23 protein-coding genes are annotated in these 24,562 nt (G+C 61.6%); 20 read left to right on the top strand and 3 right to left on the bottom strand.

Features of this window, described 5'->3' with window-relative positions:
* Nucleotides 1-240: 240 nt before the first annotated feature.
* From nadA to nadC, 3 genes are read left to right on the top strand one after another with little or no spacing between them, the layout of a single operon-like run.
* Nucleotides 241-1,296 carry a quinolinate synthase NadA gene (gene nadA, locus TM1040_RS15670; RefSeq protein ID WP_011539571.1) on the top strand — a complete coding sequence of 352 codons (1,056 nt, stop codon included), beginning with the start codon at nt 241-243 and terminating at the stop codon, nt 1,294-1,296.
* A 7-nt stretch (nt 1,297-1,303) separates the two neighbouring features.
* A complete protein-coding gene (locus tag TM1040_RS15665; RefSeq protein ID WP_011539570.1) occupies nt 1,304-2,899 on the top strand; it encodes an L-aspartate oxidase in 1,596 nt (531 codons plus the stop codon).
* Nucleotides 2,896-3,744, top strand: coding sequence for a carboxylating nicotinate-nucleotide diphosphorylase (gene nadC, locus TM1040_RS15660; RefSeq protein WP_011539569.1), 849 nt, complete (start codon nt 2,896-2,898; stop codon nt 3,742-3,744). Before TM1040_RS15665 ends, nadC begins: the two co-directional genes overlap by 4 nt.
* On the opposite strand, the gene TM1040_RS15655 is transcribed toward nadC, so the two are convergent.
* A complete protein-coding gene (locus TM1040_RS15655; protein ID WP_011539568.1) occupies nt 3,741-4,673 on the bottom strand; it encodes a LysR family transcriptional regulator in 933 nt (310 codons plus the stop codon). The two genes, nadC and TM1040_RS15655, sit on opposite strands and share 4 nt — an antisense overlap.
* A gap of 128 nt (nt 4,674-4,801) precedes the next feature.
* Here TM1040_RS15655 and TM1040_RS15650 point away from each other — a divergent pair, with 128 nt between their 5' ends.
* The 16 genes from TM1040_RS15650 to TM1040_RS15575 all read left to right on the top strand — a co-directional run bounded on the left by TM1040_RS15650 (nt 4,802) and on the right by TM1040_RS15575 (nt 19,759).
* Nucleotides 4,802-5,275, top strand: coding sequence for a DUF1348 family protein (locus TM1040_RS15650; RefSeq protein ID WP_011539567.1), 474 nt, complete (start codon nt 4,802-4,804; stop codon nt 5,273-5,275).
* Nucleotides 5,276-5,328: 53 nt separating this feature from the next.
* Nucleotides 5,329-5,991, top strand: a complete 663-nt coding sequence (locus TM1040_RS15645; protein WP_011539566.1) for a glutathione S-transferase family protein — start codon at nt 5,329-5,331, stop codon at nt 5,989-5,991.
* Nucleotide 5,992: 1 nt separating this feature from the next.
* Nucleotides 5,993-6,934 carry a pyridoxamine 5'-phosphate oxidase family protein gene (locus tag TM1040_RS15640; RefSeq protein ID WP_011539565.1) on the top strand — a complete coding sequence of 314 codons (942 nt, stop codon included), beginning with the start codon at nt 5,993-5,995 and terminating at the stop codon, nt 6,932-6,934.
* 307 nt (nt 6,935-7,241) lie between these two features.
* A complete protein-coding gene (locus TM1040_RS15635) occupies nt 7,242-9,536 on the top strand; it encodes a bifunctional salicylyl-CoA 5-hydroxylase/oxidoreductase (RefSeq protein ID WP_011539564.1) in 2,295 nt (764 codons plus the stop codon).
* Nucleotides 9,533-10,282 carry an SDR family NAD(P)-dependent oxidoreductase gene (locus TM1040_RS15630; protein ID WP_011539563.1) on the top strand — a complete coding sequence of 250 codons (750 nt, stop codon included), beginning with the start codon at nt 9,533-9,535 and terminating at the stop codon, nt 10,280-10,282. The genes TM1040_RS15635 and TM1040_RS15630 overlap by 4 nt, the downstream gene beginning before the upstream one ends.
* Nucleotides 10,279-10,764: a MarR family winged helix-turn-helix transcriptional regulator gene (locus tag TM1040_RS15625; protein WP_011539562.1), complete on the top strand. Its 486-nt coding sequence runs from the start codon at nt 10,279-10,281 to the stop codon at nt 10,762-10,764. Before TM1040_RS15630 ends, TM1040_RS15625 begins: the two co-directional genes overlap by 4 nt.
* Nucleotides 10,765-10,770: 6 nt before the next feature.
* Nucleotides 10,771-11,574 carry an enoyl-CoA hydratase family protein gene (locus TM1040_RS15620; protein ID WP_011539561.1) on the top strand — a complete coding sequence of 268 codons (804 nt, stop codon included), beginning with the start codon at nt 10,771-10,773 and terminating at the stop codon, nt 11,572-11,574.
* A 65-nt stretch (nt 11,575-11,639) separates the two neighbouring features.
* On the top strand, nt 11,640-12,794 hold the full coding sequence (locus TM1040_RS15615; RefSeq protein ID WP_011539560.1) for an acyl-CoA dehydrogenase family protein: 1,155 nt from the start codon (nt 11,640-11,642) through the stop codon (nt 12,792-12,794).
* Entirely contained in the window at nt 12,794-14,407 is a 1,614-nt protein-coding gene (locus TM1040_RS15610; RefSeq protein WP_044026867.1) for a benzoate-CoA ligase family protein, read from the top strand. The genes TM1040_RS15615 and TM1040_RS15610 overlap by 1 nt, the downstream gene beginning before the upstream one ends.
* Nucleotides 14,408-14,445: 38 nt before the next feature.
* The gene (locus tag TM1040_RS15605) at nt 14,446-15,576 is read left to right on the top strand and encodes an ABC transporter substrate-binding protein (RefSeq protein ID WP_011539558.1); all 1,131 of its coding nucleotides are present in this window, start codon (nt 14,446-14,448) and stop codon (nt 15,574-15,576) included.
* Between the two features lie 57 nt (nt 15,577-15,633).
* Nucleotides 15,634-16,554, top strand: a complete 921-nt coding sequence (locus TM1040_RS15600; RefSeq protein WP_011539557.1) for a branched-chain amino acid ABC transporter permease — start codon at nt 15,634-15,636, stop codon at nt 16,552-16,554.
* Nucleotides 16,551-17,534 carry a branched-chain amino acid ABC transporter permease gene (locus TM1040_RS15595; protein WP_011539556.1) on the top strand — a complete coding sequence of 328 codons (984 nt, stop codon included), beginning with the start codon at nt 16,551-16,553 and terminating at the stop codon, nt 17,532-17,534. Before TM1040_RS15600 ends, TM1040_RS15595 begins: the two co-directional genes overlap by 4 nt.
* The gene (locus TM1040_RS15590) at nt 17,527-18,276 is read left to right on the top strand and encodes an ABC transporter ATP-binding protein (RefSeq protein WP_011539555.1); all 750 of its coding nucleotides are present in this window, start codon (nt 17,527-17,529) and stop codon (nt 18,274-18,276) included. Before TM1040_RS15595 ends, TM1040_RS15590 begins: the two co-directional genes overlap by 8 nt.
* On the top strand, nt 18,273-18,959 hold the full coding sequence (locus TM1040_RS15585) for an ABC transporter ATP-binding protein (protein ID WP_011539554.1): 687 nt from the start codon (nt 18,273-18,275) through the stop codon (nt 18,957-18,959). Before TM1040_RS15590 ends, TM1040_RS15585 begins: the two co-directional genes overlap by 4 nt.
* A gap of 3 nt (nt 18,960-18,962) precedes the next feature.
* The gene (locus tag TM1040_RS15580; protein ID WP_011539553.1) at nt 18,963-19,367 is read left to right on the top strand and encodes an acyl-CoA thioesterase; all 405 of its coding nucleotides are present in this window, start codon (nt 18,963-18,965) and stop codon (nt 19,365-19,367) included.
* Nucleotides 19,364-19,759 (top strand): RidA family protein, encoded by a 396-nt coding sequence (locus tag TM1040_RS15575; RefSeq protein WP_011539552.1) that lies wholly within the window; start codon nt 19,364-19,366, stop codon nt 19,757-19,759. The genes TM1040_RS15580 and TM1040_RS15575 overlap by 4 nt, the downstream gene beginning before the upstream one ends.
* 70 nt (nt 19,760-19,829) lie before the next feature.
* Here the strand turns inward: TM1040_RS15575 and TM1040_RS15570 are convergent, their stop codons facing one another.
* Nucleotides 19,830-20,828, bottom strand: coding sequence for an NADPH:quinone reductase (locus TM1040_RS15570; protein ID WP_011539551.1), 999 nt, complete (start codon nt 20,826-20,828; stop codon nt 19,830-19,832).
* Between the two features lie 197 nt (nt 20,829-21,025).
* On the opposite strand from TM1040_RS15570, the gene TM1040_RS15565 reads away from it, so the two are divergent.
* Entirely contained in the window at nt 21,026-23,374 is a 2,349-nt protein-coding gene (locus TM1040_RS15565) for a putative bifunctional diguanylate cyclase/phosphodiesterase (RefSeq protein WP_044026866.1), read from the top strand.
* A 430-nt stretch (nt 23,375-23,804) separates the two neighbouring features.
* Here the strand turns inward: TM1040_RS15565 and TM1040_RS15560 are convergent, their stop codons facing one another.
* Nucleotides 23,805-24,479, bottom strand: coding sequence for a hypothetical protein (locus tag TM1040_RS15560; RefSeq protein WP_254658832.1), 675 nt, complete (start codon nt 24,477-24,479; stop codon nt 23,805-23,807).
* Nucleotides 24,480-24,562 lie beyond the last annotated feature (83 nt).

Below are 24,562 nucleotides of genomic sequence, written 5' to 3'. Positions count from 1 at the left end.
TCTGATTGCGCCATCCGCGGCGCAAGGTCCATGGGCATGACGAAAATGTGACGCTTGGTGTGATCTGAGGGTGTGGCCTGCTTGCACGGATGTGGTCCTGCGGGTATGCACGGGCGCATGCTCGCAAGGAAGATGCGAGGTGTAACCGGGCGCAAGCGCGTGTGTGCAAACCCGTCCGATTTTTTGGTGCCGTTGCGATACGTCTGCGGCCCGCGACCATATGAAGGGGAAAACCCAGCAATGTCGCTAGATATTCCCGTGCTGCGCAGTGAATTGTCTCAGCACTACGATCTCACTCCGAACCCCGAACTCGCAGAAGCCATGTCTGATGTCTATCAGCGCATGTCGCGCGTGGTGTCGCCCGTCGATTGGGTGCTTTATGCGCCCTACGTCAAGGCCATCAATGAGCTCAAGGCCAAGCGCAACGCCGTGATCCTCGGCCACAACTACATGACGCCCGAGATCTTTCACGGCATCTCCGACTTTGTGGGCGACAGTCTGCAGCTCGCGATCAAGGCGACCGAGGTCGAGGCCGATGTGATCGTGCAATGCGGCGTGCATTTCATGGCCGAAACCTCCAAGATCCTGAGCCCCTCCAAAACGGTGCTGATGCCCGACATGGATGCAGGGTGCAGCCTTGCGGAGTCGATCACCGCCGAAGGGGTCGAGGAGATGCGCCGCCGTTACCCCGGCGCGCCGGTTGTGTCTTATGTGAACACCACCGCCGAGGTGAAAGCGGCCTCCGACATTTGCTGTACATCCTCCAACGCGGCCCAGATCGTCGGCGCAATGGAAAGCGACACGGTCATCATGACGCCGGATCAGTATCTGGCGCAGAATGTGGCCCGCGATGTGCCGCACAAGAACGTGGTCTGGTGGGAAGGCTCCTGCATCGTGCATGAGCAATACACCGCCAAGGATCTGCGCGATTTCCGCGAATGGAACCCCGGCACCCGGCTGATCGCGCACCCCGAATGTCCGCCGGATGTGGTGGCAGAGGCCGATTTCTCCGGTTCCACCAGCGGCATCCTCAAATACGTGACGGATGAGAAGCCGGAAAAGGCGCTCCTGATCACCGAGTGTTCAATGGCCTCGAACATTGCCGACGCATTGCCCGAAGTCGAATTTGTCGGCCCCTGCAACATGTGCCCCTACATGAAGAAGATCACGCTGGAGAAAGTCCTCTGGTCGCTGCACTCCATGGAGGGTCAGGTCGAGGTCGAGCCCGAAATGGCCGCCAAGGCGCGACACGCGGTGCAGGCGATGATCGACCTGTCGCGCAAGCTGGGCATCTAAGCGCAGCATGGAAAGCTCTCAGGACATCCAAAGCAACCGCATCGTCATCATCGGTGCGGGGCTGGGGGCGCTTTATGCGGCGTTGACGCTCGCGCCGCGCCCGGTGGTGATGATTTCCCCGGATCCCTTGGGGCAGGGGGCCAGTTCGGCCTGGGCGCAGGGTGGTGTTGCGGCAGCAATGGACGTGAGCGACAGCCCTGCGGCGCATGCGCGCGACACCCAACGCGCTGGGGCGGGCACAGTGGACGCGCAAGTGGCGGATCTGGTCACACGCGAGGCGCGCGAGCATATCCTTGATCTCACCACATTGGGCGCGCCTTTTGATCGTACTGCCGACGGCAGCTATGTGATGTCGCGCGAAGCGGCGCACAGCTATGCCCGCGTGGTGCGCGTGAAGGGCGATCAGGCCGGCGCGGAGATCATGCGCGCCCTCATCGAACGGCTCCGGGAAACGCCCTCGATCCAGGTGATCGAAGGGGCGATGGCCGAAGGGCTGGAACTTTCGGATGGCGCGGTGACGGGGGTGCGACTGGCCTCCTCCGCACCCTCTGGATCGGCACCGCTGGTCTTGCGCGGTCAGGCCGTTTTGATGGCCGGGGGCGGCAGCGCCGGGCTTTATGCCATTACCACCAATCCGCCCCGTATCCGGGGGCAGGCGCTGGGCATGGCGGCGCGCGCGGGCGCCGAGATCGCCGATGCGGAGTTCATGCAGTTCCACCCCACGGCGATGGATGTCGGCGAAGACCCGGCACCGCTCGCAACAGAGGCCCTGCGCGGTGAGGGCGCAATCCTGGTGAACGCAGATGGTGCGCGCTTCATGCTGGACGAACATCCCGACGCAGAACTGGCCCCACGCGATGTGGTGGCGCGGGCGATCTTTGCGCAGTCCATCGCAGGAAAACGCCCGCTTCTGGACACGCGGGCCGCTTTGGGTGAGGCCATCACCACCGTGTTTCCAGCCGTCAGCGCGGCCTGCGCGCGCAATGGTATCGACCCCACCCAAGACCCAATCCCGGTTGCGGCGGCCGCGCATTACCACATGGGCGGCATTGCCACCGATCTCGACGGAAAGAGCTCGCTTCCGGGGCTCTGGGCCTGCGGTGAATGTGCCTCCACCGGGCTGCATGGCGCCAATCGTCTTGCCTCCAACGGGCTTCTGGAGGCGCTGGTTTACGCACGCCGCGCCGCCCAGGACATCGCACGCACGCTGGGTCCCCTCAAAGAGGCCACGTCTGTGCGCCTTGAATTTGCGCCGGGTGGTGCAACAACTGATCCAGCCCATGTCGCGGCCCTGCGCCGTGCAATGACACAGAATGTGGGCGTGGTGCGCGATGCAGCCGGGCTGCGCGCGGCCCTCAGCGAGATTGCGGCCCTCGCAGCAACGCAGCCCGACTGCGAAAGCTTTCAAAACATCTGTACCGCCGCTACCATGATCGCCGCCGCCGCCTTGTTGCGCGAAGAAAGCCGTGGCGCGCATGAGCGGTCCGATTTTCCCGAAACCCTGCCTGCGCTTGCGCATCGCTCCCGCCTCACGTGGGAGGCAGCCAAAGCGCTCCGTGACAGCCTGTGTGATGCCAGTGCATCCGACCCGGAGACCCCATGAGCTTTGCCACTTTGCCCGACCTGATCCTTGAGCCATTGGTCAAATCCGCCCTGATGGAAGACCTCGGCTCTTATGGCGATGTGACCACCCGCGCGGTGATCCCCGATGATGTTACCTATTCCGCCCGCCTGCGCGCCCGCGAAGAGGCGGTGGTCTCTGGCATGCAGGTGGCCGCGCTGGCATTCCGGTTGGTGGATGCGACCCTTGAGGTGAAGACCCGCGTTGCAGATGGCGCTGTGTGTCAGCCCGGCGATGTGCTGATGGAGATCGAGGGCAAGGCGGCGTCGATCCTGATGGGGGAGCGGGTTGCGCTCAACTTTGCGGGGCGTTTGACGGGGATCGCAACGCTCACGGCGGCCATGGTCGCTGAAACCCGTGGCACACAGGCACGTATCACCTGCACCCGCAAGACCACGCCGGGGCTGCGGATGGTCGAAAAGCTGGCGGTATTGCATGGCGGTGGCTTCAATCACCGCTATTCGCTCTCGGATGCCATCCTCATCAAGGACAACCACATCGCTGCAGCGGGTGGTATTCGCGCGGTGCTGGATGCCACCAAGGCGCATGCCAGCCACATGATGGCGGTGGAAATCGAAGTGGACACGCTCGATCAGTTGCGCGAGGTGCTGGAGGTCGGCGGTGCCTCCGTTGTGCTCTTGGACAATATGACGCCTGCTGAGCTGCGTGAGGCGGTCGAGATCAATGCCGGACGTCTGGCGCTCGAGGCCAGCGGCAACGTCAAACGCGACACAGTGGCGGAAATTGCAGCCACGGGGGTGGATTTCATCTCCTCGGGGGCGCTCACGCATTCGGCGCGCACCGTCGATCTGGGGCTTGATTTCTAAGCGCTCAGCCCACAGCCCTTGCTGGATGACAAGGCCTGAAGCACCGGGTCCGCGCGCAGCCGGTCGCGGGCAAAATCGATAAAGCTGCGCACCTTGGCTGGGGCGCGCCGTCCTTCGGTGTGAACCAGATGAATCGGCATGCTTTCTGGCTCATAGTCTTCGAGCAGGCAGGTCAGGTGCCCCTCCGCGACATCGCGTCCGGCCTGATACGAGAGCATCCGGCACAGCCCCCAGCCTTCGCGCGCCGCGTCACGCCCGGCTGCAACGGTGCTCACACAGAGTTGCGGCGCGATGCGCACGGCGATCTCTTGTTGGGCGCCGAACCGCCATTCGGTCGCAGAAGAGATCACATTGACAGCCACGATGCGATGCGCGCTCAGATCCGCCGGAGTTTCTGGTGTGCCGTACCGCTCCAGATAAGCGGGAGCCGCGCAGAGCACCCGGCGCACCGCTCCGACCTTTACCGCCGAGAGCGTCGAGGAGGGCAGATGGCCGATGCGCAGGGCCACGTCGAAGCCTTCTTCGACGATGTTCACCACCCGGTCCAACAGGACCAATTCTGCGCGCATGTCGGGATAATGATCGAGATAATCCAGCAGGATCGGCAGGATGTAGATGCGACCGAATTCATTGGGGCAGGTGAGACGTAACAGACCCACCGGCGCGCTGGCCGCGCCGCGCGCTGTATCGTCTGCCGCCTGCAATGAGGTCAGGATATGGCGCACGTCCTCAAGGTAGCGCTGCCCCACGTCCGTCAGATGCAGCCGCCGGGTGGTACGTGTAAAGAGTCGCGCGCCTAGCTGTGTCTCAAGCCCGTTGATCGCCCGCGTGGCCGATGGCGCGCTCAGCCCCATCCGGCGCGCGCCCGCGGCAAAGCCCTCTTCTTCGGCGACGGCGACAAACACCTGCATGCTTTGAATGCGGTCCATGCATTGGCTCCGATTGCTATCAAAACGTGAAATTATCTCTTTCTGACACGCCGTATTATTTTACACAACGGGTTGATTTATCTCTCTCGACAGAGGCGAACACCCGCGCCGCCACATCGGAGATAGAGATGACATCCACAGCCCGCCCGCCGCTGCCGCCCTTCACCCGAGAGAGCGCCATTGAAAAAATCCGTCTGGCCGAAGATGGCTGGAACAGCCGCGACGCGGCCAAGGTCAGCTTGGCCTATACGCCTGACAGCCGCTGGCGCAACCGGGCAGAGTTTCCCGTTGGGCGCACCGAAATCGAAGCCTTCCTGACCCGCAAATGGGCGCGCGAGCTGGAATATCGGCTCATCAAGGAGCTCTGGGCCTTTGACGGCAATCGCATCGCTGTGCGCTACGCCTATGAATATCGCGACGACAGCGGCCACTGGTTCCGCGCCTATGGCAATGAAAACTGGCAGTTTGATGAGAACGGCCTGATGGAAGAGCGCCACGCCTCCATCAATGAGCACCCCATTTCTGAGGCGGATCGCAAGTTCCACTGGCCGCTTGGGCGTCGTCCTGACGACCATCCGGGCCTCAGCGACCTTGGCCTCTGAGCCACGACTTTCCCGACAGATTGACCTCACAGATAGACCTCAAGGATACCCAAATGAACGCCGAATTTGCCTCCTCCTCCGCACCGATCAAACTCTATCGCCACCCGCTCTCGGGGCATTGTCACCGGGTCGAGATGATGCTCTCGATCCTCGATCTGCCCTATGAGTTGGTCGACCTCGACCTGCTGCAGGGCGCGCATAAGGCGCCCGCGTTCCTGGATCTCAACCCGTTTGGGCAGGTTCCAGTTCTGGACGACAACGGCACCATCGTCAGCGATTCCAATGCGATCCTTGTCTATCTTGTCGAGGCCTACGGCAAAGAGACGGGTTGGTTGCCCCGCGCGCCCGGTGTGGCCGCCGCAGTTCAGCGCTGGCTGTCGCTTACGGTATCGCATCTGGCAACCGGTCCCGCGCGGGCGCGTTGGCGGACCCTGACCGGCGCGAGCGACACGCCGGAAACGGAGACAGCGCGTGCCATCAGCCATGCCTTTCTGGAGCAGATGGAAGGTCTGATCTCGGGTCAGCACTACCTGGCAGGAGAGGCGCCTACGATCGCGGATGTGTCTGCCTACGCCTATATCGCACACGCGCCCGAGGGAGGTGTGAGCCTTGCGGCCTATCCAAAGGTACGGGCGTGGATCGATCGGGTCGAAGCGCTTCAGGGGTTTGTGCCGATGCAGGCCTCCCCGCTGCCAGAGCTTGCGCGAGGCGCCTGAGATGTCCCGCTCTGAGCAGGTTTTCCACGCAGGCGAATTGATCCTGCAAAACCGCGCCGGTGTCGCGCCAAGCTATCGCGAGCGGGTGGCCCATGCCATCCGCCCGCAGATGCCTCAACAGCATCGCGATTTCTTTGAGAGCCTGCCGGTGCTCTTTCTGGGTTTGCTTGACGCGCGTGGGCGAGTCTGGGCGACACCTGCGGTGGGTGAAGTTGGCTTTCTGCGTTCGCGCGACCCCGGTCATCTGGCGGTCGGGGCGCGCCCAGTGTTGGGCGAAACGCTTTGGCTGGATGTTCGCGCCGGGGCCAAGGTGGGCGCGGTGGGCATGGAAATGGCCAGTCGCCGCCGCAACCGCATGAACGGCACCATCACTGCGGTCAATGGAGAAGGATTTGAGATCGCGGTGGACCTGAGCTTTGGCAATTGCCCGCAGTATATCCAGACCCGCGATCTCGTATGGCCCGCCAATCCGCCAGCGCCCGAGGCCGTGGCGCTGCCCGATTGGGAGTCGCAAAGCCGCGCGCTGGTCGCGCAGGCCGATACCTTTTTTATCGCGTCGCGCGCGGCCGAGATGTCAGCGCGCCCCATCGATGGGGTTGATGCCTCGCACCGTGGCGGGCGGCCCGGTTTCCTGACGATCAACGACGACAGCTCGCTCTCCTTTCCCGATTTTGCCGGAAACCGGTTTTTCAACACGCTCGGCAACATTGAGGCCGATGGGCGCGTAGGGCTTTTCATCCCCGACTTCAAAAGCGGTGCGGGGATCTTTGTCACCGGTCTGGCGACGGTCGACTGGCGCCCTGACCGCGTGTCCCACTTCAAAGGGGCGGAGCGGATCGTCGACGTGCAGCCAGAGGAAATCTGGTACTGCACGCATGCTCTGCCCGGGCCTGCGCCCCTGGTCAGCACATGGCCACTGCTTGCGGAAACAGGCGTCTGGTAGGGGGGCGAAATCCTGGTGCGACTCACGGCAGGGCAGGCTCAGACGGGCCTGCCCTTGGCCCTTGATATTGGCAGTGACGCGATTTTGAGCGCTGGGAACGCAGCGCCTGGCGCGCGAGGGATCTTCCGGAGTGGATTTATTATGAATTAAAATCAATTATTTAGGTGTTGGTTTTTGGATTTCATCAGAGCGATGCGCTCGAGGGCCTCGCAGTTAATGCTTTAAAAATAGAAATTTCAAGCTTGAAATTGTTTTGAGATGCGCAGAACCTGACTTCATCAATAACCGATGTGGGAATGAGGATCAGATGCGCATTGCATGCTTGGGAGGGGGGCCAGCGGGCCTGTATTTCGGGATCTCGATGAAGCTGCGTGATCCCAGCCATGAGGTCACGGTGATCGAACGCAATCGGGCCGATGACACCTTTGGCTGGGGCGTGGTGCTCTCGGATGAGACGCTCGACAATCTGGCAGCCAATGACGCCAAGAGCGCCGAGTCGATCCGGTCTCATTTTGCCTATTGGGATGATGTCGCGCTTCTGTTCAAAGGCACGCGGCAGGTGTCCTCTGGTCATGGGTTCTGCGGCATCGGGCGCAAGAAGCTGCTGATCCTTCTGCAGGAGCGCGCCCGTGAACTGGGCGTCAAGATGCAGTTCGAAACCGAAGTGCAAAGCGCCGAGGACTATCGCAAGGATTACGATCTTGTGGTCGCCAGTGACGGGCTCAATTCGCGCACACGCAGCCTGTATGCCGACACCTTCAAGCCGGATGTGGACACGCGGCTTTGTAATTTTGTTTGGCTTGGCACCCATCAGACCTTCAAGGATGCGTTCACGTTTATCTTTGAGGAAACCGAGCACGGCTGGGTCTGGGCGCATGCCTACCAGTTCGACGACGACACCGCGACCTTCATCGTGGAATGCACGCAAGAGACCTTTGACGCCTTTGGTTTTGGCTCCATGAGCCAGCAGGAAAGCATCAAGACCTGCGAAGAAATCTTCAAGGATCATCTGGGCGGCCATGCGCTGATGACCAATGCCAACCATATTCGCGGCTCCGCCTGGATCCGCTTCCCGCGGGTTTTGTGCGAAAAATGGAGTCACGAGAATGTGGTCCTGATGGGCGACGCGGCCGCGACGGCGCATTTCTCGATTGGGTCAGGGTCCAAGTTGGCGCTGGAATCCGCGATTGCGCTGGCCGATCTGCTGCATGAAAAGCCTGATCTGCAAAGCGCCTTTGACGAATACGAAGACCAGCGCCGTCTTGAGGTGTTGCGCCTGCAGTCTGCGGCACGCAATTCGATGGAGTGGTTCGAGCGGGTGGAGCGCTATCTGGATCTTGATCCGGTGCAGCTGAATTACTCGATGCTGACTCGCAGTCAGCGGATCAGCCACGAAAACCTGCGCGAACGGGACAAGGACTGGCTTGAGAGCGCGGAGCGCTGGTTCATGGATCAGGCGGGGGCGCCCAAGGATGCGCCGCTGCGGGCGCCGATGTTTGCCCCCTTCCGCCTGCGCGAGATGGACCTCAAGAGCCGCATCGTCGTTTCGCCCATGGCGCAGTACAAGGCCAAGGATGGCAGCCCGACCGACTGGCATCTGGTGCATTACGGCGAACGCGCCAAAGGCGGCGCGGGGCTGGTCTACACCGAGATGACCTGTGTATCGCCAGAGGGCCGGATTACCCCCGGCTGTCCGGGGCTCTATGCGCCGGAGCATGAGGCCGCATGGTCGCGGATCACCGATTTTGTGCATGCCGAAACCGACGCCAAGATCTGCTGCCAGATCGGCCACTCGGGACGCAAAGGCTCCACCCAGCTTGGTTGGGACGAGATGGATGCACCGCTGCCAGAGGGCAACTGGGATATCGTCAGCGCCTCTGCGATCCCGTGGTCTGGGCAGAACGCCACCCCGCGCGAAATCACCCGCGCCGAGATGGACGAGGTGCGCGATCAATTTGTGCGCGCGGCTCAGATGGCGGATCGTGCGGGCTTTGACATGATCGAGCTGCACGCAGCCCATGGCTATCTGATCTCGTCGTTCCTGTCGCCGGTCTCGAACCAGCGCGGCGATGACTATGGCGGCAGCCTTGAAAACCGCCTGCGCTATCCGCTCGAGGTCTTTGCCGCGATGCGCGCGGTCTGGCCCGAAGGCAAGCCGATGTCGGTGCGGATCTCCGCCAATGACTGGGTGGGCGAGGATGGCGTCACCCCGGACGAAGCCGTCCAGATCGCGCGTGCCTTTTGGGAGGCCGGTGCGGATCTGATCGACGTGTCTGCCGGTCAGACCACCACCGAGGCCAAACCCGTCTACGGCCGCATGTTCCAGACGCCGTTTTCGGATCAGATCCGCAACGAGGCGGGCATCTGTACCATGGCTGTGGGCAATATCTTCGAGGCCGATCATGCCAATTCGATCCTGATGGCAGGCCGCGCGGATCTGGTGGCCGTGGGCCGCCCGCATCTCTCGGATCCGTATTGGACCCTTCACGAGGGCAGCAAGATCGGTGATCGTGCAGCCCCCGACTGGCCGCTGCCCTATCTGGCGGGGCGCGATCAGAGCTGGCGTCTTGCGGACAAAGAAGCGGAGACCCTGCGCGCATGAGCCAAGATCCACGCCAAGAACATGTCCTGATCACGGGCGGCGGCACCGGTGTTGGGGCCGCCTGCGCCCAGGCCTTCGCGGCCCAGGGGGCCAAAGTGACCCTGATGGGGCGAACGGAGAAAACGCTTGCAGAGCAGGGGCTTCCTTATGAGGTCTGCGATGTAACGGATGCGCCAAGCGTCACATCCGCGGTGGCGCGCGCAGCCGCCGCGCGCGGGCCGGTGACTGTGGCGATTGCAAATGCGGGCGCGGCCGAAAGCGTGCCTTTTGCCAAGATGCAGCCAGAGCTTCTCACGGAGATGATGGCGGTGAACCTCGGAGGCGTCGTGAACCTCTGGCAGGCGGTGTTGCCGGGCATGAAAGAGGCCGGGCGTGGGCGCATGATCGCGGTGGCCTCGACGGCGGGGCTCAAGGGCTATGCCTATGTCAGCGCCTATTGCGCCGCCAAACACGCGGTGGTCGGGCTTACTCGCTCGCTCGCCAAGGAACTGGCGCGCACAGGCGTGACGGTCAATGCGATCTGTCCGGGGTTTGTGGAAACGCCGATGCTCCAGCGCAGCATCGACAATATCCGCGCCAAGACCGGGATGACATCCGAGGAGGCCGCAGGCGCCCTCAAGGCCGACAATCCCCAGGGTCGTTTTGTGCAGCCCGAAGAGGTCGCGGATGCTGCGCTCTGGCTGGCGTCGGACACTGCGGGATCGGTGAACGGGCACGCGTTGGCCCTGACGGGGGGCGAGATATGAGCGGCACCGCAGCGCAAGCTGATCTCGGCGACACGGCCTCCAAGGCGCGGCTGCGTCTGTGGCTGAAGCTCTTGAAGACGTCAGGCAGTATCGAGTCCGAGCTGCGCCGTCGCTTGCGCGATCGCCACAACACCACGCTGCCGCGGTTTGACGTGATGTCAGCGCTTTCGCGCAATCCCGAAGGGCTCAAGATGAGCCAGCTCTCGCAATTTCTGCGCGTGTCCAACGGCAATGTGACCGGCATCGTGGACCGGCTGACCGAGGACGGTCTGGCGCTGCGGGTTGCGGTCCCCGGCGACCGTCGCGCCCAGGTGGCGCGGCTGACCCCTGCAGGAGAGGCCGAGTTTGACCGCCTCGCCGCCGAGCATGAGGCCTGGATCGGCGAGATGATGGCGGGGCTTGGCGCAGATGAAATCACCGAAATGAGCGCGCTTCTGGACCAGATCCAGCCGGTTGCGGCGCCCCAAGAAGACAAAGGATGACCCGACATGAGCCTCGATGAGACAACGCATTTCAATTGCACGATTGAGGGCGGCATCGCGCGTATCTCGCTCAATCGGCCGGAGCGTAAGAACCCGCTGACCTTTGAAAGCTACGCAGAGCTGCGCGACTGGTTCCGGGCGTTGCCCTATTCGGACGAGGTGCATGCGGTTGTGATCGTGCCCAATGGCGGGAATTTTTCCTCTGGCGGGGATGTGCACGACATCATCGGCCCGCTCACCAGGATGAACATGAAAGAGCTCTTGGCCTTCACCCGCATGACCGGGGATCTTGTGAAGGCGATGCTCAACTGCAGCAAGCCGGTGATTTCGGCGGTGGATGGCATTTGTGCGGGGGCAGGGGCGATCATAGCGATGGCCAGTGATCTGCGCATCGCCACACCTGAGGCCAAGGTGGCGTTTCTCTTTAATCGTGTGGGGCTTGCGGGTTGTGACATGGGCGCTTGCGCCATGCTGCCGCGTATCATCGGACAGGGCCGCGCGGCGGAGCTGCTTTATATGGGTCGGTCGCTGGGCGCCGAGGAAGGCGAACGCTGGGGGTTTTTTAACCGGCTCGCGTCCGCTGAGGCGCTGGAAGCCGAAGCCATGAAGATGGCAGAGCGCATCGTTGAGGGGCCGACCTTTGCCAATGGCATGACCAAGACGATGCTGGCGCAAGAATGGTCCATGAGCCTTGAGCAGGCGATTGAGGCCGAGGCGCAGGCGCAGGCGATCTGCATGCAGGGCAATGATTTCCGCCGCGCCTATGAGGCCTTCGTCGCGAAAGAGCGACCAGTGTTTGAAGGCGACTGAGAGCGCCGAATTTCGCCTTCGGCGAGGATATTTGACAAGAAGATGAAGACAACGGGGAAGATAACGTGGCGGACCAGAGTTTTCTGAATTGGCCCTTTTTCGACGAAGAGCATCGAGCTTGGGCTGCCAAGGTCGAAGCTGTGGCCGAGGGCCTTGAGGTGGATCACAGCGATACCGATGCGGCCTGTCGCAGGCTGGTGGCGGACCTTGGCGCGGCTGGGGTGTTGCAGCCGACTGCGGCTGCGGGTGCCTCGAAGAGCCTCGATGTGCGCAAGCTGTGCCTAGCGCGTGAGATCCTCGCCCGCCACGATGGGCTTGCGGATTTTGCCTTTGCCATGCAGGGGCTTGGCACAGGCGCGATTTCGCTGTTTGGAACCGACGCGCAGAAAGCGGAGTGGCTGCCGAAAACCCGCAGCGGCGCGGCGATTGCTGCTTTTGCGCTGACGGAGCCGCAGTCGGGGTCGGATGTGGCGAACTCCACCATGACGGCGGTGCGCGATGGTGATGACTATGTGCTGAATGGTGAAAAGACCTGGATCTCCAATGGGGGGATCGCCGATGTCTACACGCTGTTTGCCCGCACCGGAGAGGCACCGGGCGCCAAGGGGCTCTCGGCCTTCATAGTCACACCGGATCTGGACGGGTTTGAGGTGGTGGAGCGGCTCGAGACCATCGCACCGCACCCGCTGGCGACCTTGCGGTTCAGCGATGTGCGCATCCCCGCAAGCGCCATGATCGGTGCGCCGGGGCAGGGGTTCCGTATCGCCATGTCGGTGCTGGATGTGTTCCGCTCTACCGTGGCGGCGGCGGCGCTCGGCTTTGCGCGCCGGGCATTGGACGAGGCCTTGTGGCGTGTCACCGAGCGTCATGTGCAGGGCGCGCCGCTCTTTGATTTGCAGATGGTGCAGGGGCATATCGCCGATATGGCGCTGGATGTGGATGCGGCCGCGCTGCTGGTCTACCGCGCGGCCTGGACCAAGGACAGTGGTGCGGCGCGGGTCACGCGCGAGGCGGCAATGGCCAAGCTGTTCTCGACCGAGGCGGCACAGGTCGTCATCGACAAGGCGGTGCAGCTCTTTGGGGGGGAGGGCGTGCGTTCGGGCGCGATGGTTGAAAAACTCTATCGCGAAATCAGGGCGTTGCGCATCTATGAGGGCGCGAGCGACGTTCAGCGCGTGGTGATCGCGCGGCAGGCGATGATGGCATTGGAGGGCAAATGATGACGCTCGGAGCATCCGCACATACCGATACATTCACCCGCGACGCCTTGCCGCCTGCGGATCAGTGGCCCGATTTTATGCTTGAGGGGTTTGAGTATCCCGAGCATCTGAACGCGGGCGTCGAACTGACCGATGCGATGGTGGAGCGCGGCTTTGGCGACCGTACTGCACTGATCGGCAACGGGCGGCAGCGCACCTATAAGGAGTTGGCCGACTGGACCAACCGGCTGGCGCATGCGCTGGTTCAGGATCTGGGCGTCAAACCGGGCAATCGCATCCTGATCCGTTCTGCGAATAATCCGGCGATGGTGGCCTGCTGGCTCGCCGCCACCAAGGCGGGCGCGGTGGTGGTCAACACCATGCCGATGCTGCGCGCTGCAGAGCTAAAAAAATATGTCGAGAAGGCGCAGATCCAGTTTGCGCTCTGTGATACGCGGCTGATGGAGGAGATGGAGGCCTGCGCGGCCCAGTGCGATGTGCTTGAGCGTGTCGTGGGCTTTGATGGGACCTCCAACCACGACGCTGAACTTGACCGGCTGGCACTGGAGAAACCGGTGCAGTTTGAGGCGGTAGAGACCGGACGCGATGATGTGGCGCTCCTGGGGTTCACCTCCGGGTCGACCGGAGAGCCCAAGGCCACCATGCATTTTCACCGCGATCTATTGATCATTGCCGATGGCTATGCCCGTGATGTGCTCAATGTGGTGCCGGAGGACATTTTTGTGGGATCTCCGCCACTTGCCTTTACCTTCGGGCTTGGCGGGCTAGCGATTTTCCCGTTACGGTTCGGGGCAACCGCGACGCTTTTGGAACAGGCCACACCGCCCAATATGATCGAGATCATCGAGAAATACCGCGCGACCGTGTGCTTTACTGCGCCGACCGCCTATCGCGTGATGCTCTCGGCGATGGAAGAGGGCGCGGATCTGAGCAGCCTGCGCGCCGCTGTCTCTGCGGGCGAGACCCTGCCCAAACCTGTCTATGACGATTGGATGGCCAAGACCGGCAAGCCGATGCTCGATGGGATCGGCGCGACCGAGATGCTGCATATCTTTATCTCCAACCGGTTTGACGACCACCGTCCTGCCTGCACCGGCAAACCTGTGCGCGGCTACGAGGCCAAGGTGGTCGATGACGAAGGCAACACTGTGCCCGATGGTGAAGTTGGCCGCCTTGCGGTGCGCGGGCCGACGGGCTGTCGCTACCTTAATGATGATCGGCAGGCGGGCTATGTCGCGGATGGTTGGAACATCACCGGCGACAGTTTCATCCGCGATGCGGACGGCTATTTCCATTTTGCTGCGCGCAACGACGATATGATCGTCTCGGCGGGCTACAATATCGCTGGCCCCGAGGTGGAAGCTGCGCTTCTGGCGCATGCGGCGGTGGCGGAATGTGCGGTCATTGGCGCCCCGGACGAGGCGCGCGGACATATCGTGCAGGCGCATATCGTGCTCAACGCGGACTTCGCGCCGTCTGAGACGCTCATCAAGGATCTGCAGAGCCACGTGAAGGCGACCATTGCGCCCTATAAATATCCCCGCTCGATCATTTTTGCCGAAGAACTGCCAAAGACGCAGACCGGCAAGATTCAGCGGTTCCGGCTTCGTTGAATAATAAAACAAACCAACCACAAACAGGGAGTTTGATCATGAAGAAGCTAATGTTGGCCACAGCGGCCGCGGCGCTGGCCGCGGGCGGAGCGATGGCAGAGGTCAAAGTCGGGATGATCACCACGCTTTCGGGCGGCGGTGCGAGCCTCGGCATCGACACGCGGGACGGGTTCATGCTGGCGATGGAAGCCGCAGGTCGCGATGATGTCGAAGTGGTCATCGAGGACGACCAGCGCAAGCCCGACATCGCCGTGCAGCTTGCCGATAAGATGATCCAGTCCGAAAAGGTCGACGTGATGACCGGTATCGTCTGGTCCAACCTTGCAATGGCCGTGGTGCCTGCGACTACCGCGCAGGGGCTGTTCTATCTTTCGACCAACGCGGCCCCCGCACAGCTGGCGGGCAAAGGCTGCAACGCCAATTATTTCTCGGTCGCCTACCAGAACGACAACCTGCATGAAGGCGCGGGCGCCTATGCAACGCAGGCGGGGTTCAAGAACACCTTCATTCTCGCACCGAACTACCCGGCGGGGATCGACAGCCTCACTGGCTTCAAACGTTTCTATGAAGGCGATCTCGCAGGGGAGGTCTACACCAAGCTCGGCCAGACTGATTACGCGGCTGAAATCGCGCAGATCCGCGCATCCGGCGCCGACAGCGTGTTCTTCTTCCTGCCCGGCGGCATGGGGATTTCCTTCCTGAAGCAATATTCTGACAGCGGCGTCGACCTGCCCGTCGTCGGCCCGGCCTTCAGCTTTGATCAGGGCATCCTGCAAGCGGTGGGCGAAGCGGCGCTTGGCGTCAAGAACTCCTCCACCTGGTCCAAGGATCTGGACAATGAGGCCAACGCGGCCTTTGTTGCGGCCTTCCAGCAGAAATACGACCGTCTGCCGTCGATCTATGCGGCGCAGGGCTATGACACCGCAAACCTGCTGCTGTCGGCCATCGACAAGGCGGATGTGAATGATGACGCAGCCTTTGCTGCGGCCCTCAAGGAGGCCGATTTTGCCTCTGTGCGCGGCGAATTCTCCTTTGCGGCCAACAACCACCCGATCCAGAACGTCTATGTGCGTGAGGTCATCAAGGAAGGCGACGTCTACACCAACAAGATCGTCGGCACCGCTCTTGAGGATCATGCAAACGCCTATGTGGACGAGTGCAAGATGTAAGTGAGGCGCGCCCGGCTCGCAGTCTGTGCGGGCCGGGACACACCTGAAAGAAGACACATGTCCACGATACTTATCATCGAGCAGGTGCTGAACGGGCTTCAGTCCGGCGTCATGCTCTTTCTCATGGCGGCGGGGCTGACGCTGATTTTTGGGGTCATGGGCCTCATCAATCTTGCCCATGGCTCGCTCTATATGGTTGGGGCCTTTGCCGCGGCGGCCGTGGCGGGCGTCACGGGGTCCTTCGTGCTGGCGCTTATCGCGGCGCTTGCGGCGGCGGCGCTTGCGGGGGCTGTGATCGAGGTTGCGGTGATCCGCAGGCTCTATGACAGCGATCACCTCGATCAGGTGCTGGCGACCTTTGCGCTCATTCTGATTTTCTCCGAAGGCACGCGCTGGGTTTTTGGCTCTTTTCCGCTGTTTCTGGACATTCCCGATGCCTTGTCGGGGCCGGTTACCCTGCCCGGAGGTATCCAGTATCCGCTTTATCGTCTTGCGCTCATCGGGGTGGGGCTTCTGGTGGCCTTCGGCCTGTGGCTCCTGATCGAGCGCACCCGGATCGGCATTCAGATCCGTGCGGGCGAGAACGACCGAGAGATGATTGCCGCCCTGGGTGTGGACATCTCCAAGCTCTATACGCTGGTCTTTGCCCTTGGCGCCGCGTTGGCCGGTCTTGCGGGGGCGCTGGTTGGTGCGATCCAGTCGGTGCAGGTCGGCATGGGCGAGCCGGTGCTGATCCTTGCCTTCGTCGTGATCGTGATCGGCGGTATCGGATCCATCAAAGGGGCCTTTATCGGCGCATTGCTGGTGGGGCTCACGGATACATTGGTCGGGATCTTCCTGCCCGAAGTGCTCAAACTCTTTATGGACGCGGCCCCCGCAACATCTGCCGGATCGTCGATCGCCTCGATGTCGATCTACATCCTGATGAGCCTTGTACTGGTCTGGCGTCCCTCTGGCCTGTTCGGAGCCCGCGCATGACACGAGAAACCTATTTTAACGCAGCCCTGATGCTGGGCCTCATTGCCGTGCCTGCATGGGCGCTGATGAGCGATGAACCTTTCACCATCACGCTTGCGACCCGTGCAGTCATCCTCGCGCTGGCGGCTGCCGGCCTCAATATTGCTCTTGGCATTGGCGGCCTTGTAAGCCTTGGCCACGCGGTGTTTTTTGGGATCGGCGGCTATGCCATGGGCATCCTGGCCCACCACGCCCAGAGCTACACGCCGCTGATGGAGTGGCCCTTCCTGATCGAAGGCACCAAGTTCATGCCGGTGATCTGGCTTCTGGCTGTTGTGGTCTCGGCGCTCGCAGCGCTGGTCATTGGCATCCTGAGCCTGCGCACCACCGGGGCGTATTTCATCATGATCACGCTCGCCTTTGGCCAGATGTTCTACTACTTCGCGATTTCCTGGACCACCTATGGTGGTGAGGACGGTATGTCGATCTATGTCAGGAACGATTTTCCCGGCCTCAACACATTGGCGCCGATCCAGTTCTACGGGCTGTGTCTTGCGATCCTCGTGGTGGTGCTGATCTTTACCGCGCGCCTGCGCCGCTCTCCCTTTGGGCTTGCGCTCAACGCAGCGCGTCAGGTGCCCGCGCGGGTCGAAGCGGTGGGCATGGATCCCATGCGCCTCAAACTGGTGGCCTTTGTGATTTCCGGTGTCATCACCGGCCTTGCGGGCGCGCTCTTTGCCGATCTCAACCGCTTTGTCAGCCCGACGATGTTCAGCTGGCAGTTCTCGGGCGAAATCATGATCCTGGTGATCCTTGGCGGCGTCGGGCGGCTGTTTGGGCCGGTCGCGGGGGCAGTGACCTTTGTGGCGCTTGAACACTTCCTCGGCGGGATCACTGAATTCTGGCACATCTTCCTCGGGCTGATCCTTCTTGCGGTCGTGCTCTTTGCGCGCGGTGGCATCACCGGGCTGGTGGCCGGGAAGGAGGCAACCCATGACTGAGACGATCCTCGCCACATATGGCATCAGCAAATCCTTTGGCGCGCTCAAGGCCAGCCGTGACATCTCGATTGACCTGCGCCCCGGCGAAATTCACGCCATCATCGGCCCCAATGGCGCAGGAAAGTCGACATTGATTGCTCAGATCTGCGGATCGCTCACGCCGGATGCCGGACGTGTGGAGCTGATGGGGCAGGATGTGACCGGCCTAAGCACAGACCAGCGCGCGCGGGCGGGGCTGGGACGGACGTTCCAGATCTCTGCACTCGCGATGGAGGACACGGTGCTCGAGAATGCCACCCTTGGCGCGATGGGCGCCAGTGGTCGGCCGTGGCGGTTCTGGGCATCCGCGCTGGGTGATTCTGCGTTGCGGGATCGTGCCGAGGCGGCGCTCGAGCGCGTGGGCCTTGCAGAAAGCAAGGCCAAGCGCTGCGCTGACCTCAGCCATGGCCAACGCCGACAACTCGAGGTCGCGGTGGCCCTCACGCTTGCGCCCAAGGCCTTTGTGATGGACGAGCCCATGGCGGGGCTCGGGGCGGAAGGGTCGAAGAACCTCACCGGGTTCCTGGATGGCCTGCGCCAGGAGGCCCCGATCCTTCTGGTTGAACACGACATGGACGCGGTGTTTGCGCTCGCGGACCGGATCAGCGTTCTGGTCTATGGCGAGGTGATTGCCACGGGCAGCGTCGATCAGATCCGCACCGATCCGCGCGTGCGCGAAGCCTATCTGGGAGAAAGCGCATGAGCCTTTTGTCCGTAAAATCTCTCACTGCCTCCTACGGCGTGAGCCAGGCCCTCTTTGGTGTCGATCTCGACATCAACCCGGGCGAGGTAGTGGCTTTGATGGGCCGCAACGGCATGGGCAAATCCACCACCGTCAAGGCAATCTGCCGCATGATCAACGCAGGCGGTACGCTGGAGTTTGATGGCCAGAACCTGCACGCTCTGCCCAGCCACAAGGCCGCACGTCTTGGCCTCGGTCTGGTGCCGGAGGGGCGGCGCTGTTTTCGGGACCTCACGGTGGCCGAAAACCTTCTGGCCACCAGCCGTCCCGGTGACTGGGACATGGCCCGCGTCACGCAGCTTTTCCCGCGGCTGGGCGAACGCCACAGCCAGCTTTCGGCGTCACTGTCGGGCGGGGAGCAGCAGATGCTCGCGATTGGTCGCGCGCTGATGACCAACCCGCGTCTCCTCATCCTGGATGAGGCGACAGAGGGCCTTGCGCCGATCATCCGCCAGGAGATCTGGGCGGCGATCAACCAGCTCAAGGCGGACACCGACATGGCGATCCTCGTGATCGACAAGACGCTGGCCGAGCTGGCGCAGGTCTGCGACCGCGCCGTGGTGCTGGAGCGCGGCAAGACCGTCTGGAGCGGTGCCATGGCGGCGCTGACCCCGGACATCAGCGAACGCTACGTGGGGGTCTGAGCCATGTATGAGATGCCACAGAAAGTATTGTTCAAACATTGCGACCCGGCGGGGATTGTCTTTTTCCCCCGCTACTTCGAGATGATGAACGATTGTGTCGAGAGCTGGTTTACCGATGTTCTTGGCTGGCCCTTTGAGGACATGCATCAAACCGCAGGTGTGCCCACGGCAAACATCCAGACCCGCTTTTCCGCGCCCAGTCGTCACGGGGATCATCTGGTCCTGCGCCTTCGTGTCACGCGGCTGGGGACGTCTTCGCTGACCTACGAGATGACCGCACATTGTGGCGAGGAGCTGCGGTTTTCGACGGAAACAACCCTGGTGCATATCAATGCCGAGGGGCGCTCAGCGCCCTGGCCCGCACCGATCCGAACCAAAATTGAGAATGAGATGAAAGGGCAGATATGACCCATAAAACCATCCACCCCGAAGGTTGGGCACCGGCCAAAGGCTATGCCAATGGCATGCTGACCCATGACGGCGTGCTGCATATTGGCGGCCAGATCGGCTGGGACGAAAACAAGGAATTTGTCGGTGATGATTTCGTAAGCCAGATGCGTCAGGCGCTGAAAAACATCGCGGCCATCGTCGACGCGGCCGGAGGCAAGCCCTCTGATGTGACGCGCCTGACGTGGTTTGTCACCGACAAACAGGAATACCTGGCACATCAGGCCGAGGTGGGCGCTGCCTATCGCGAGGTGTTCGGCAAGCATTTCCCGGCAATGTCGATGCTGATCGTAGCAGGGCTTGTCGAGGATCGCGCGCTTGTTGAAATCGAGGCCACCGCGCATATCAGCTGAGTACCAGTGTGCTTCAATTCACAAAAAGGGCCCCATATCTGCGGGGCCCTTTTTGTTTTGTGTTCGGCACTCAGATCTTCAGGATCGCGTTTCCAACCAGGGTGCCTGCCTCCACGGCCTCATGTGCGTCAACGATCTCCTCAAGCGCAAAGACGCGGTCAATGCGCGGCGTCAGCTGACCCGCGGACAGGAGCGCGTTGATGTCTGCAATCGCCTCTGCTTTGGCGCTGTCACTCATCGAGTAGACAAAAACTGGCTGGATCTGAATGTTGCGAAAGGCCAGCGGGTAAAAGGGCAGGGCGGGCGTGAGGTTACTGGCGGAGGCATAGGCCCCGACCGAACCGTTGAGCTTTAGGATCTGCGGGTAGATCTCCATATGCGCGGCGATATCCACGTCGACGACATGGTCAATACCGCCTGCGCCCACCAGTTCGATCAGCTGATCCACCAAAGGCGTGCTCTTGTAGTTGAGCACCTCATCGGCGCCTGCTGCGCGGGCGATCTCAGCCTTCGCGTCGCTTGAGACGGTGGCGATGACGCGCGCGCCTTTGGCCTTGGCAATCTGGATGGCACTGTGCCCGACTGCGCCTGCGCCGCCGGTGATCAACAGGGTCTTGCCCGCGACCGATCCGGCCCACATCACTGCGCGATGCGCTGTCATTGCGGGCACGCCGATGCAGGCGCCGGCCTCGAAGCTGGCCGCATCCGGCAGATCCACCGCAAGATGTGCTGGCACAATTGCGAATTCCGCCGCTGTTCCAAGCGGGCCCTGACCTAGCCCATCCGCAGAGCGGTTCACATTGTAGAGCCAGACCCGACGCCCGATCCGGGCCGGTCCGACACCGTCGCCGACGGCCTCGATTACGCCTGCGCCATCGTTGTGAACCAAGACCTGCTCGGCCACCATCGGCCCCTGCGCGCCAGAGCGCAGCTTGACATCCGATGGGTTGACCCCAGAGGCCCGCATCGCGACCAGCACCTCTCCGGGGCCGGGGGTCGGGGTCTCTGTTTCGGTCAGGACCAAGGTGTCCCGCGCGGTGCCGCGTGCGGTGTGAACTATGGCTTTCATGCTCGCTCCTGTTTCTGGTTTGGTATTTCGCACCGTATGAGCCCCAAAATGCACTGCAAACGCAAGGGGGACAGCGCGCATTAAGCAGGGGCTGCGCCGGCTTACGAAAAAAACGCGCGACATTAGCTTTTCCGAAAATATATCCGGCTACGGTCAGCCCGGTGTTGTATCGAGTGGCTGTGTAGGAGGCCTGACGGATGAGCCTGCGGCAGGCGCTGGTGTTCTTTGCCCTTATCCTCGCGCTTCAGATCGGGGTGTCTTTTCTGGGATATCGCTATTTGACTCTGGCGAGTGAATACCGCCAGCGCAACCTTGTGCATCTGAACCTCGTGCATGAGTCCCTCGATGTTCTAAACGAAAACCCGGTGCTTGGAGCGCAGGCGGCGCAACAGCTGCACGCGCTTCTTGAAGGTGCGCGCGCGCAGGCGCGGTGGTGTCTCGACAACCTGTCCGACTTTGAACGCCGGGCCGTGTTGCGCCTCGGTGCGGGGCCGGCCTTTGACATCTGCCAATCAGCGCTGACTGCAACGTTTCAAACGGATGAGTTGCTGTTGGCGACTGCACGCGGCGACAGGCTCCTCGTCGAGGGGATCGAAAGTCCCGATGACCTGAACAGGGAACTGACAGCAGGCGTTGAGGAGCTTCAGCACCTCAGCCTCTCGTTTCGTCCCTACGTCGATCTGATCGAGGAACAACTGGTCCGAATTGTCAAAACCGGCACCGCTGTGATCAGCCTCTGTCTGGTGTTGTTCTTTGTGTTTCTCGCCCGTCAGATGGCGCGCGCGTGGCATCTCCATATGGAGCAGGCGCGTCAGTTGAACCGGATGTCGCAGCGCGTGACGGCCGCGATGGAGGCCTCCAAAGATGGCTTTGCGATCTTCGACGAAGAAAACCGTCTCGTGACCTGCAACGATCGTTATCGAGAATTGAGCCATGTTCACCCCGACAAAGTTGTGCCCGGCATGACCCTCACGGAGATCCTCGCTGACGCGGTAGAATCCGGGCACTATTTGCTGCGTGGGGTTTCGGCCAAGGATTACATCCAGAATTACAACCAACGCATCGTCAACCATGGCTTTTGTACAGAAACCCAGCTGGAACTGGCTGGCGATCGCCATATCGTGTCACGGGTGAATGAAACCGATTTTGGCGACAAGGTGGTGACACGCATCTGCATTACAGATCTGGTGCGGAATGAACGGGAACAGCGCCGCGCCGCGCAGGCGCTCAGAGAGACGAAAGACCGGTTGGAGTTGCAATCCCTCAGCGATCCACTGACGCATTTGCCCAACCGGCGACACCTGGATCGCGAGCTGAGCCGAAGATTGCAGACAGAACCCGTTGCTCTGGTGCGGATCGACCTGGACCGGTTCAAGAAAATCAACGACATCCTCGGCCACGAGGCCGGGGACTATGTGCTTTGCCACGTGGCGGATGTGCTTCGGGCGCACACGAAGGCGGGGGATGTTCCCGCGCGGGTGGGAGGCGACGAATTTGTCGTTCTCTGTCGATCCGGGACAACGCTCGAGCAGGCGCAAACCCTGGCGACTCGGGTGCTTCGGGCGGTGCTAGAGCCTGTGGTCTGGGGCAACAAGCGCTGCAATTTCGGGGCAAGCTTTGGGGTCGCGCATGGCGTTCCCGGTGAAATCACGGCCAGCGAGTTGCTGAGCAATGCGGATGCGGCGCTCTACCGGGCGAAGGCTTCGGGGCGCGGCGCGGTAGAAGTTTTCACATCCGAGATGCGGGCAGAGGTACTGGAAGAGCGCGCGCTCTCGGACCGACTGCCCTATGCGATCGAGGCAGGCGAAATAACGCCCTATTATCACACGCAGCATGATGCTCTGACCTGGCATCTAGCCGGGGTTGAGGTGCTGGCGCGCTGGGAGCATCCCGACCGCGGTGTACTGCCCCCCGACAGGTTTCTGGGCATTGCCAAGCAGCTTGGGCTTGAGGCGGAGTTGGATGGCTGCATCTTTGACAGGGCGGTGGCGGATATGCGCAGCCTGCGCGCCGAGGGCATTCTGGTGCGGCGGGTGGCATTCAACGTAAGCGCGGCGCGCATCATGCAGCCGAGCTTTATCGAAACGGTCCGCGCACGCATCCCCGATCAGCGCGAGAGTTACGCGTTTGAAATTCTGGAATCGATCTCCTGCGAGGATGAGGGCGAGGCGCTGATCTTCTGCATCGATGCGCTGAAGGATCTTGGTTTTCAGATTGATGTCGACGATTTCGGATCCGGCCATGCGTCGATCAATGGCGTCCTCAACATCGAGCCGGACGCCCTGAAAATCGACAGAAATATCATCTTCCCGCTTGGAAAAAGCGAGCGCGCGGAACGAATGGTGGCGTCAGTTGTGGACCTTGCACACACTTTGGATGTGAAGATCATCGCCGAGGGGGTGGATACCATTGAAAAAGCAAAAACACTCGGCGCCATCGGTTGCGATATATTACAGGGGTTTTATTTCTCCAAACCACGTAGCTTTGCAGAATTGAAAAAGAACCTCGAAAGGTTGGATCTCGGCGATCAGGTGTCCAACCTGTGAGGTTTTCTCTCTAAGCGCTTTCACAGGCTTTGGAATTGTTTTTGGTATGCATGCCTATTTGTCCTGCTCGGGTAAAGTCACCAAGCACAAACCATCCATGATTTTGGAAGAATCGGCGCCGCGGCCACCATTTGTAGAAAATCAGAAAATCTATCTGCCAAGGTGAAATTTGCAAAACCAAATCGCGCGCCCATGGCGTCGCAACAGCTGGACCATACCCGACGTGGGTGAGCACAAAGGGTCCCTGACGTGGTGGATGTCACTTGGGCATGGTCTTTGGGGGCGTGGCCATCGGACTATGGCGATTTGAAACGGGGACGATTTCAAGTCTGTCCCGGTTGGCAAGGTCCAACTTTCGGCTCAAGGGATCCCGGCCGCAACCAGAGCAGTCATGCTCCCGGGGGTAGCGTGTGGAACAAGACGCCCCGCGCTACGTCCCGGTTTCCACCATCATGCGCTCAACCTCTTCGATGGCAGTGGTTGCCTCGCCGTTCTCATACTCGAGAGCGTGGTCTTCCTCGTGCCCGGCACGCTCTCGCGCGCAATCATCCACATATCGCCGCAACAACTCTGTGTAGAACTTCAGCTCGACGGTTTCATCCTCGATCTTGCGCAAACGAGAGCGCACGGATTCCGTGGCATTTCGATTTTCAAGGATGCGATCCAGGTGCGAGGCGATATTGCTCAGAGGCGTGCAGATGCTGTCGAGCGCCTGCACCGCAGCGCGCTCCCGATGGGGCAGCGGCATGTGATGGCTTAACTCATCGCGGCGAAACAAACCAGACATCGCGCCGATGAAATAGGCGAAACGCACCGTGATGTGACGCCCCCCATCCACCGCCTTGTTAACGAGCATGCGCATCCGCGCAACCACGGCGCCGCCGAACGACTGGATCACATCCGGGTCGGTCAGAACCATCGGGGCCTCGACCGCGCGGGCGAGCAGATTTTGCAGATAGTCTGCGAAGTCCGGGTGGAACACGTCGGAGATGCTGCGCCGTCCCGAGAAGTGCAGGGTGTTTTTCAGTTCGTCCGAATTCAACGTCACCGCAGCAACTGTCTGGTCGCGTCCGCCTGCCGCCTCCCGGATCTCGACTGTCAGCATGTTGCCGGCGTACTCACTTACCTCATACACAGGGGTCACCATTTAATTGGAGGAACACTAAGTGTCTAAATTAAAGGCGGTAT

This window comes from Ruegeria sp. TM1040 (assembly GCF_000014065.1).
In the GTDB taxonomy this organism is placed as follows: Bacteria; Pseudomonadota; Alphaproteobacteria; order Rhodobacterales; family Rhodobacteraceae; genus Epibacterium.
Note: the sequence above shows the minus strand (reverse complement) of the source record. Positions and strands in the feature narration are given on the sequence as shown.

Excerpts from the sequence above, each read along its gene's own strand:
- TM1040_RS15565 (WP_044026866.1), top strand. The coding sequence starts at position 21,026 with ATGAGCCTGCGGCAGGCGCTGGTGTTCTTTGCCCTTATCCTCGCGCTT.
- TM1040_RS15605 (WP_011539558.1), top strand. The coding sequence starts at position 14,446 with ATGAAGAAGCTAATGTTGGCCACAGCGGCCGCGGCGCTGGCCGCGGGC.
- TM1040_RS15560 (WP_254658832.1), bottom strand. The coding sequence starts at position 24,479 with ATGCTGACAGTCGAGATCCGGGAGGCGGCAGGCGGACGCGACCAGACA.
- TM1040_RS15570 (WP_011539551.1), bottom strand. The coding sequence starts at position 20,828 with ATGAAAGCCATAGTTCACACCGCACGCGGCACCGCGCGGGACACCTTG.
- TM1040_RS15635 (WP_011539564.1), top strand. The coding sequence starts at position 7,242 with ATGCGCATTGCATGCTTGGGAGGGGGGCCAGCGGGCCTGTATTTCGGG.
- TM1040_RS15595 (WP_011539556.1), top strand. The coding sequence starts at position 16,551 with ATGACACGAGAAACCTATTTTAACGCAGCCCTGATGCTGGGCCTCATT.
- nadA (WP_011539571.1), top strand. The coding sequence starts at position 241 with ATGTCGCTAGATATTCCCGTGCTGCGCAGTGAATTGTCTCAGCACTAC.
- TM1040_RS15655 (WP_011539568.1), bottom strand. The coding sequence starts at position 4,673 with ATGGACCGCATTCAAAGCATGCAGGTGTTTGTCGCCGTCGCCGAAGAA.
- TM1040_RS15650 (WP_011539567.1), top strand. The coding sequence starts at position 4,802 with ATGACATCCACAGCCCGCCCGCCGCTGCCGCCCTTCACCCGAGAGAGC.
- TM1040_RS15590 (WP_011539555.1), top strand. The coding sequence starts at position 17,527 with ATGACTGAGACGATCCTCGCCACATATGGCATCAGCAAATCCTTTGGC.
- TM1040_RS15640 (WP_011539565.1), top strand. The coding sequence starts at position 5,993 with ATGTCCCGCTCTGAGCAGGTTTTCCACGCAGGCGAATTGATCCTGCAA.
- TM1040_RS15665 (WP_011539570.1), top strand. The coding sequence starts at position 1,304 with ATGGAAAGCTCTCAGGACATCCAAAGCAACCGCATCGTCATCATCGGT.
- TM1040_RS15580 (WP_011539553.1), top strand. The coding sequence starts at position 18,963 with ATGTATGAGATGCCACAGAAAGTATTGTTCAAACATTGCGACCCGGCG.
- TM1040_RS15610 (WP_044026867.1), top strand. The coding sequence starts at position 12,794 with ATGACGCTCGGAGCATCCGCACATACCGATACATTCACCCGCGACGCC.
- TM1040_RS15585 (WP_011539554.1), top strand. The coding sequence starts at position 18,273 with ATGAGCCTTTTGTCCGTAAAATCTCTCACTGCCTCCTACGGCGTGAGC.
- TM1040_RS15620 (WP_011539561.1), top strand. The coding sequence starts at position 10,771 with ATGAGCCTCGATGAGACAACGCATTTCAATTGCACGATTGAGGGCGGC.
- TM1040_RS15600 (WP_011539557.1), top strand. The coding sequence starts at position 15,634 with ATGTCCACGATACTTATCATCGAGCAGGTGCTGAACGGGCTTCAGTCC.
- TM1040_RS15575 (WP_011539552.1), top strand. The coding sequence starts at position 19,364 with ATGACCCATAAAACCATCCACCCCGAAGGTTGGGCACCGGCCAAAGGC.
- nadC (WP_011539569.1), top strand. The coding sequence starts at position 2,896 with ATGAGCTTTGCCACTTTGCCCGACCTGATCCTTGAGCCATTGGTCAAA.
- TM1040_RS15625 (WP_011539562.1), top strand. The coding sequence starts at position 10,279 with ATGAGCGGCACCGCAGCGCAAGCTGATCTCGGCGACACGGCCTCCAAG.
- TM1040_RS15630 (WP_011539563.1), top strand. The coding sequence starts at position 9,533 with ATGAGCCAAGATCCACGCCAAGAACATGTCCTGATCACGGGCGGCGGC.
- TM1040_RS15645 (WP_011539566.1), top strand. The coding sequence starts at position 5,329 with ATGAACGCCGAATTTGCCTCCTCCTCCGCACCGATCAAACTCTATCGC.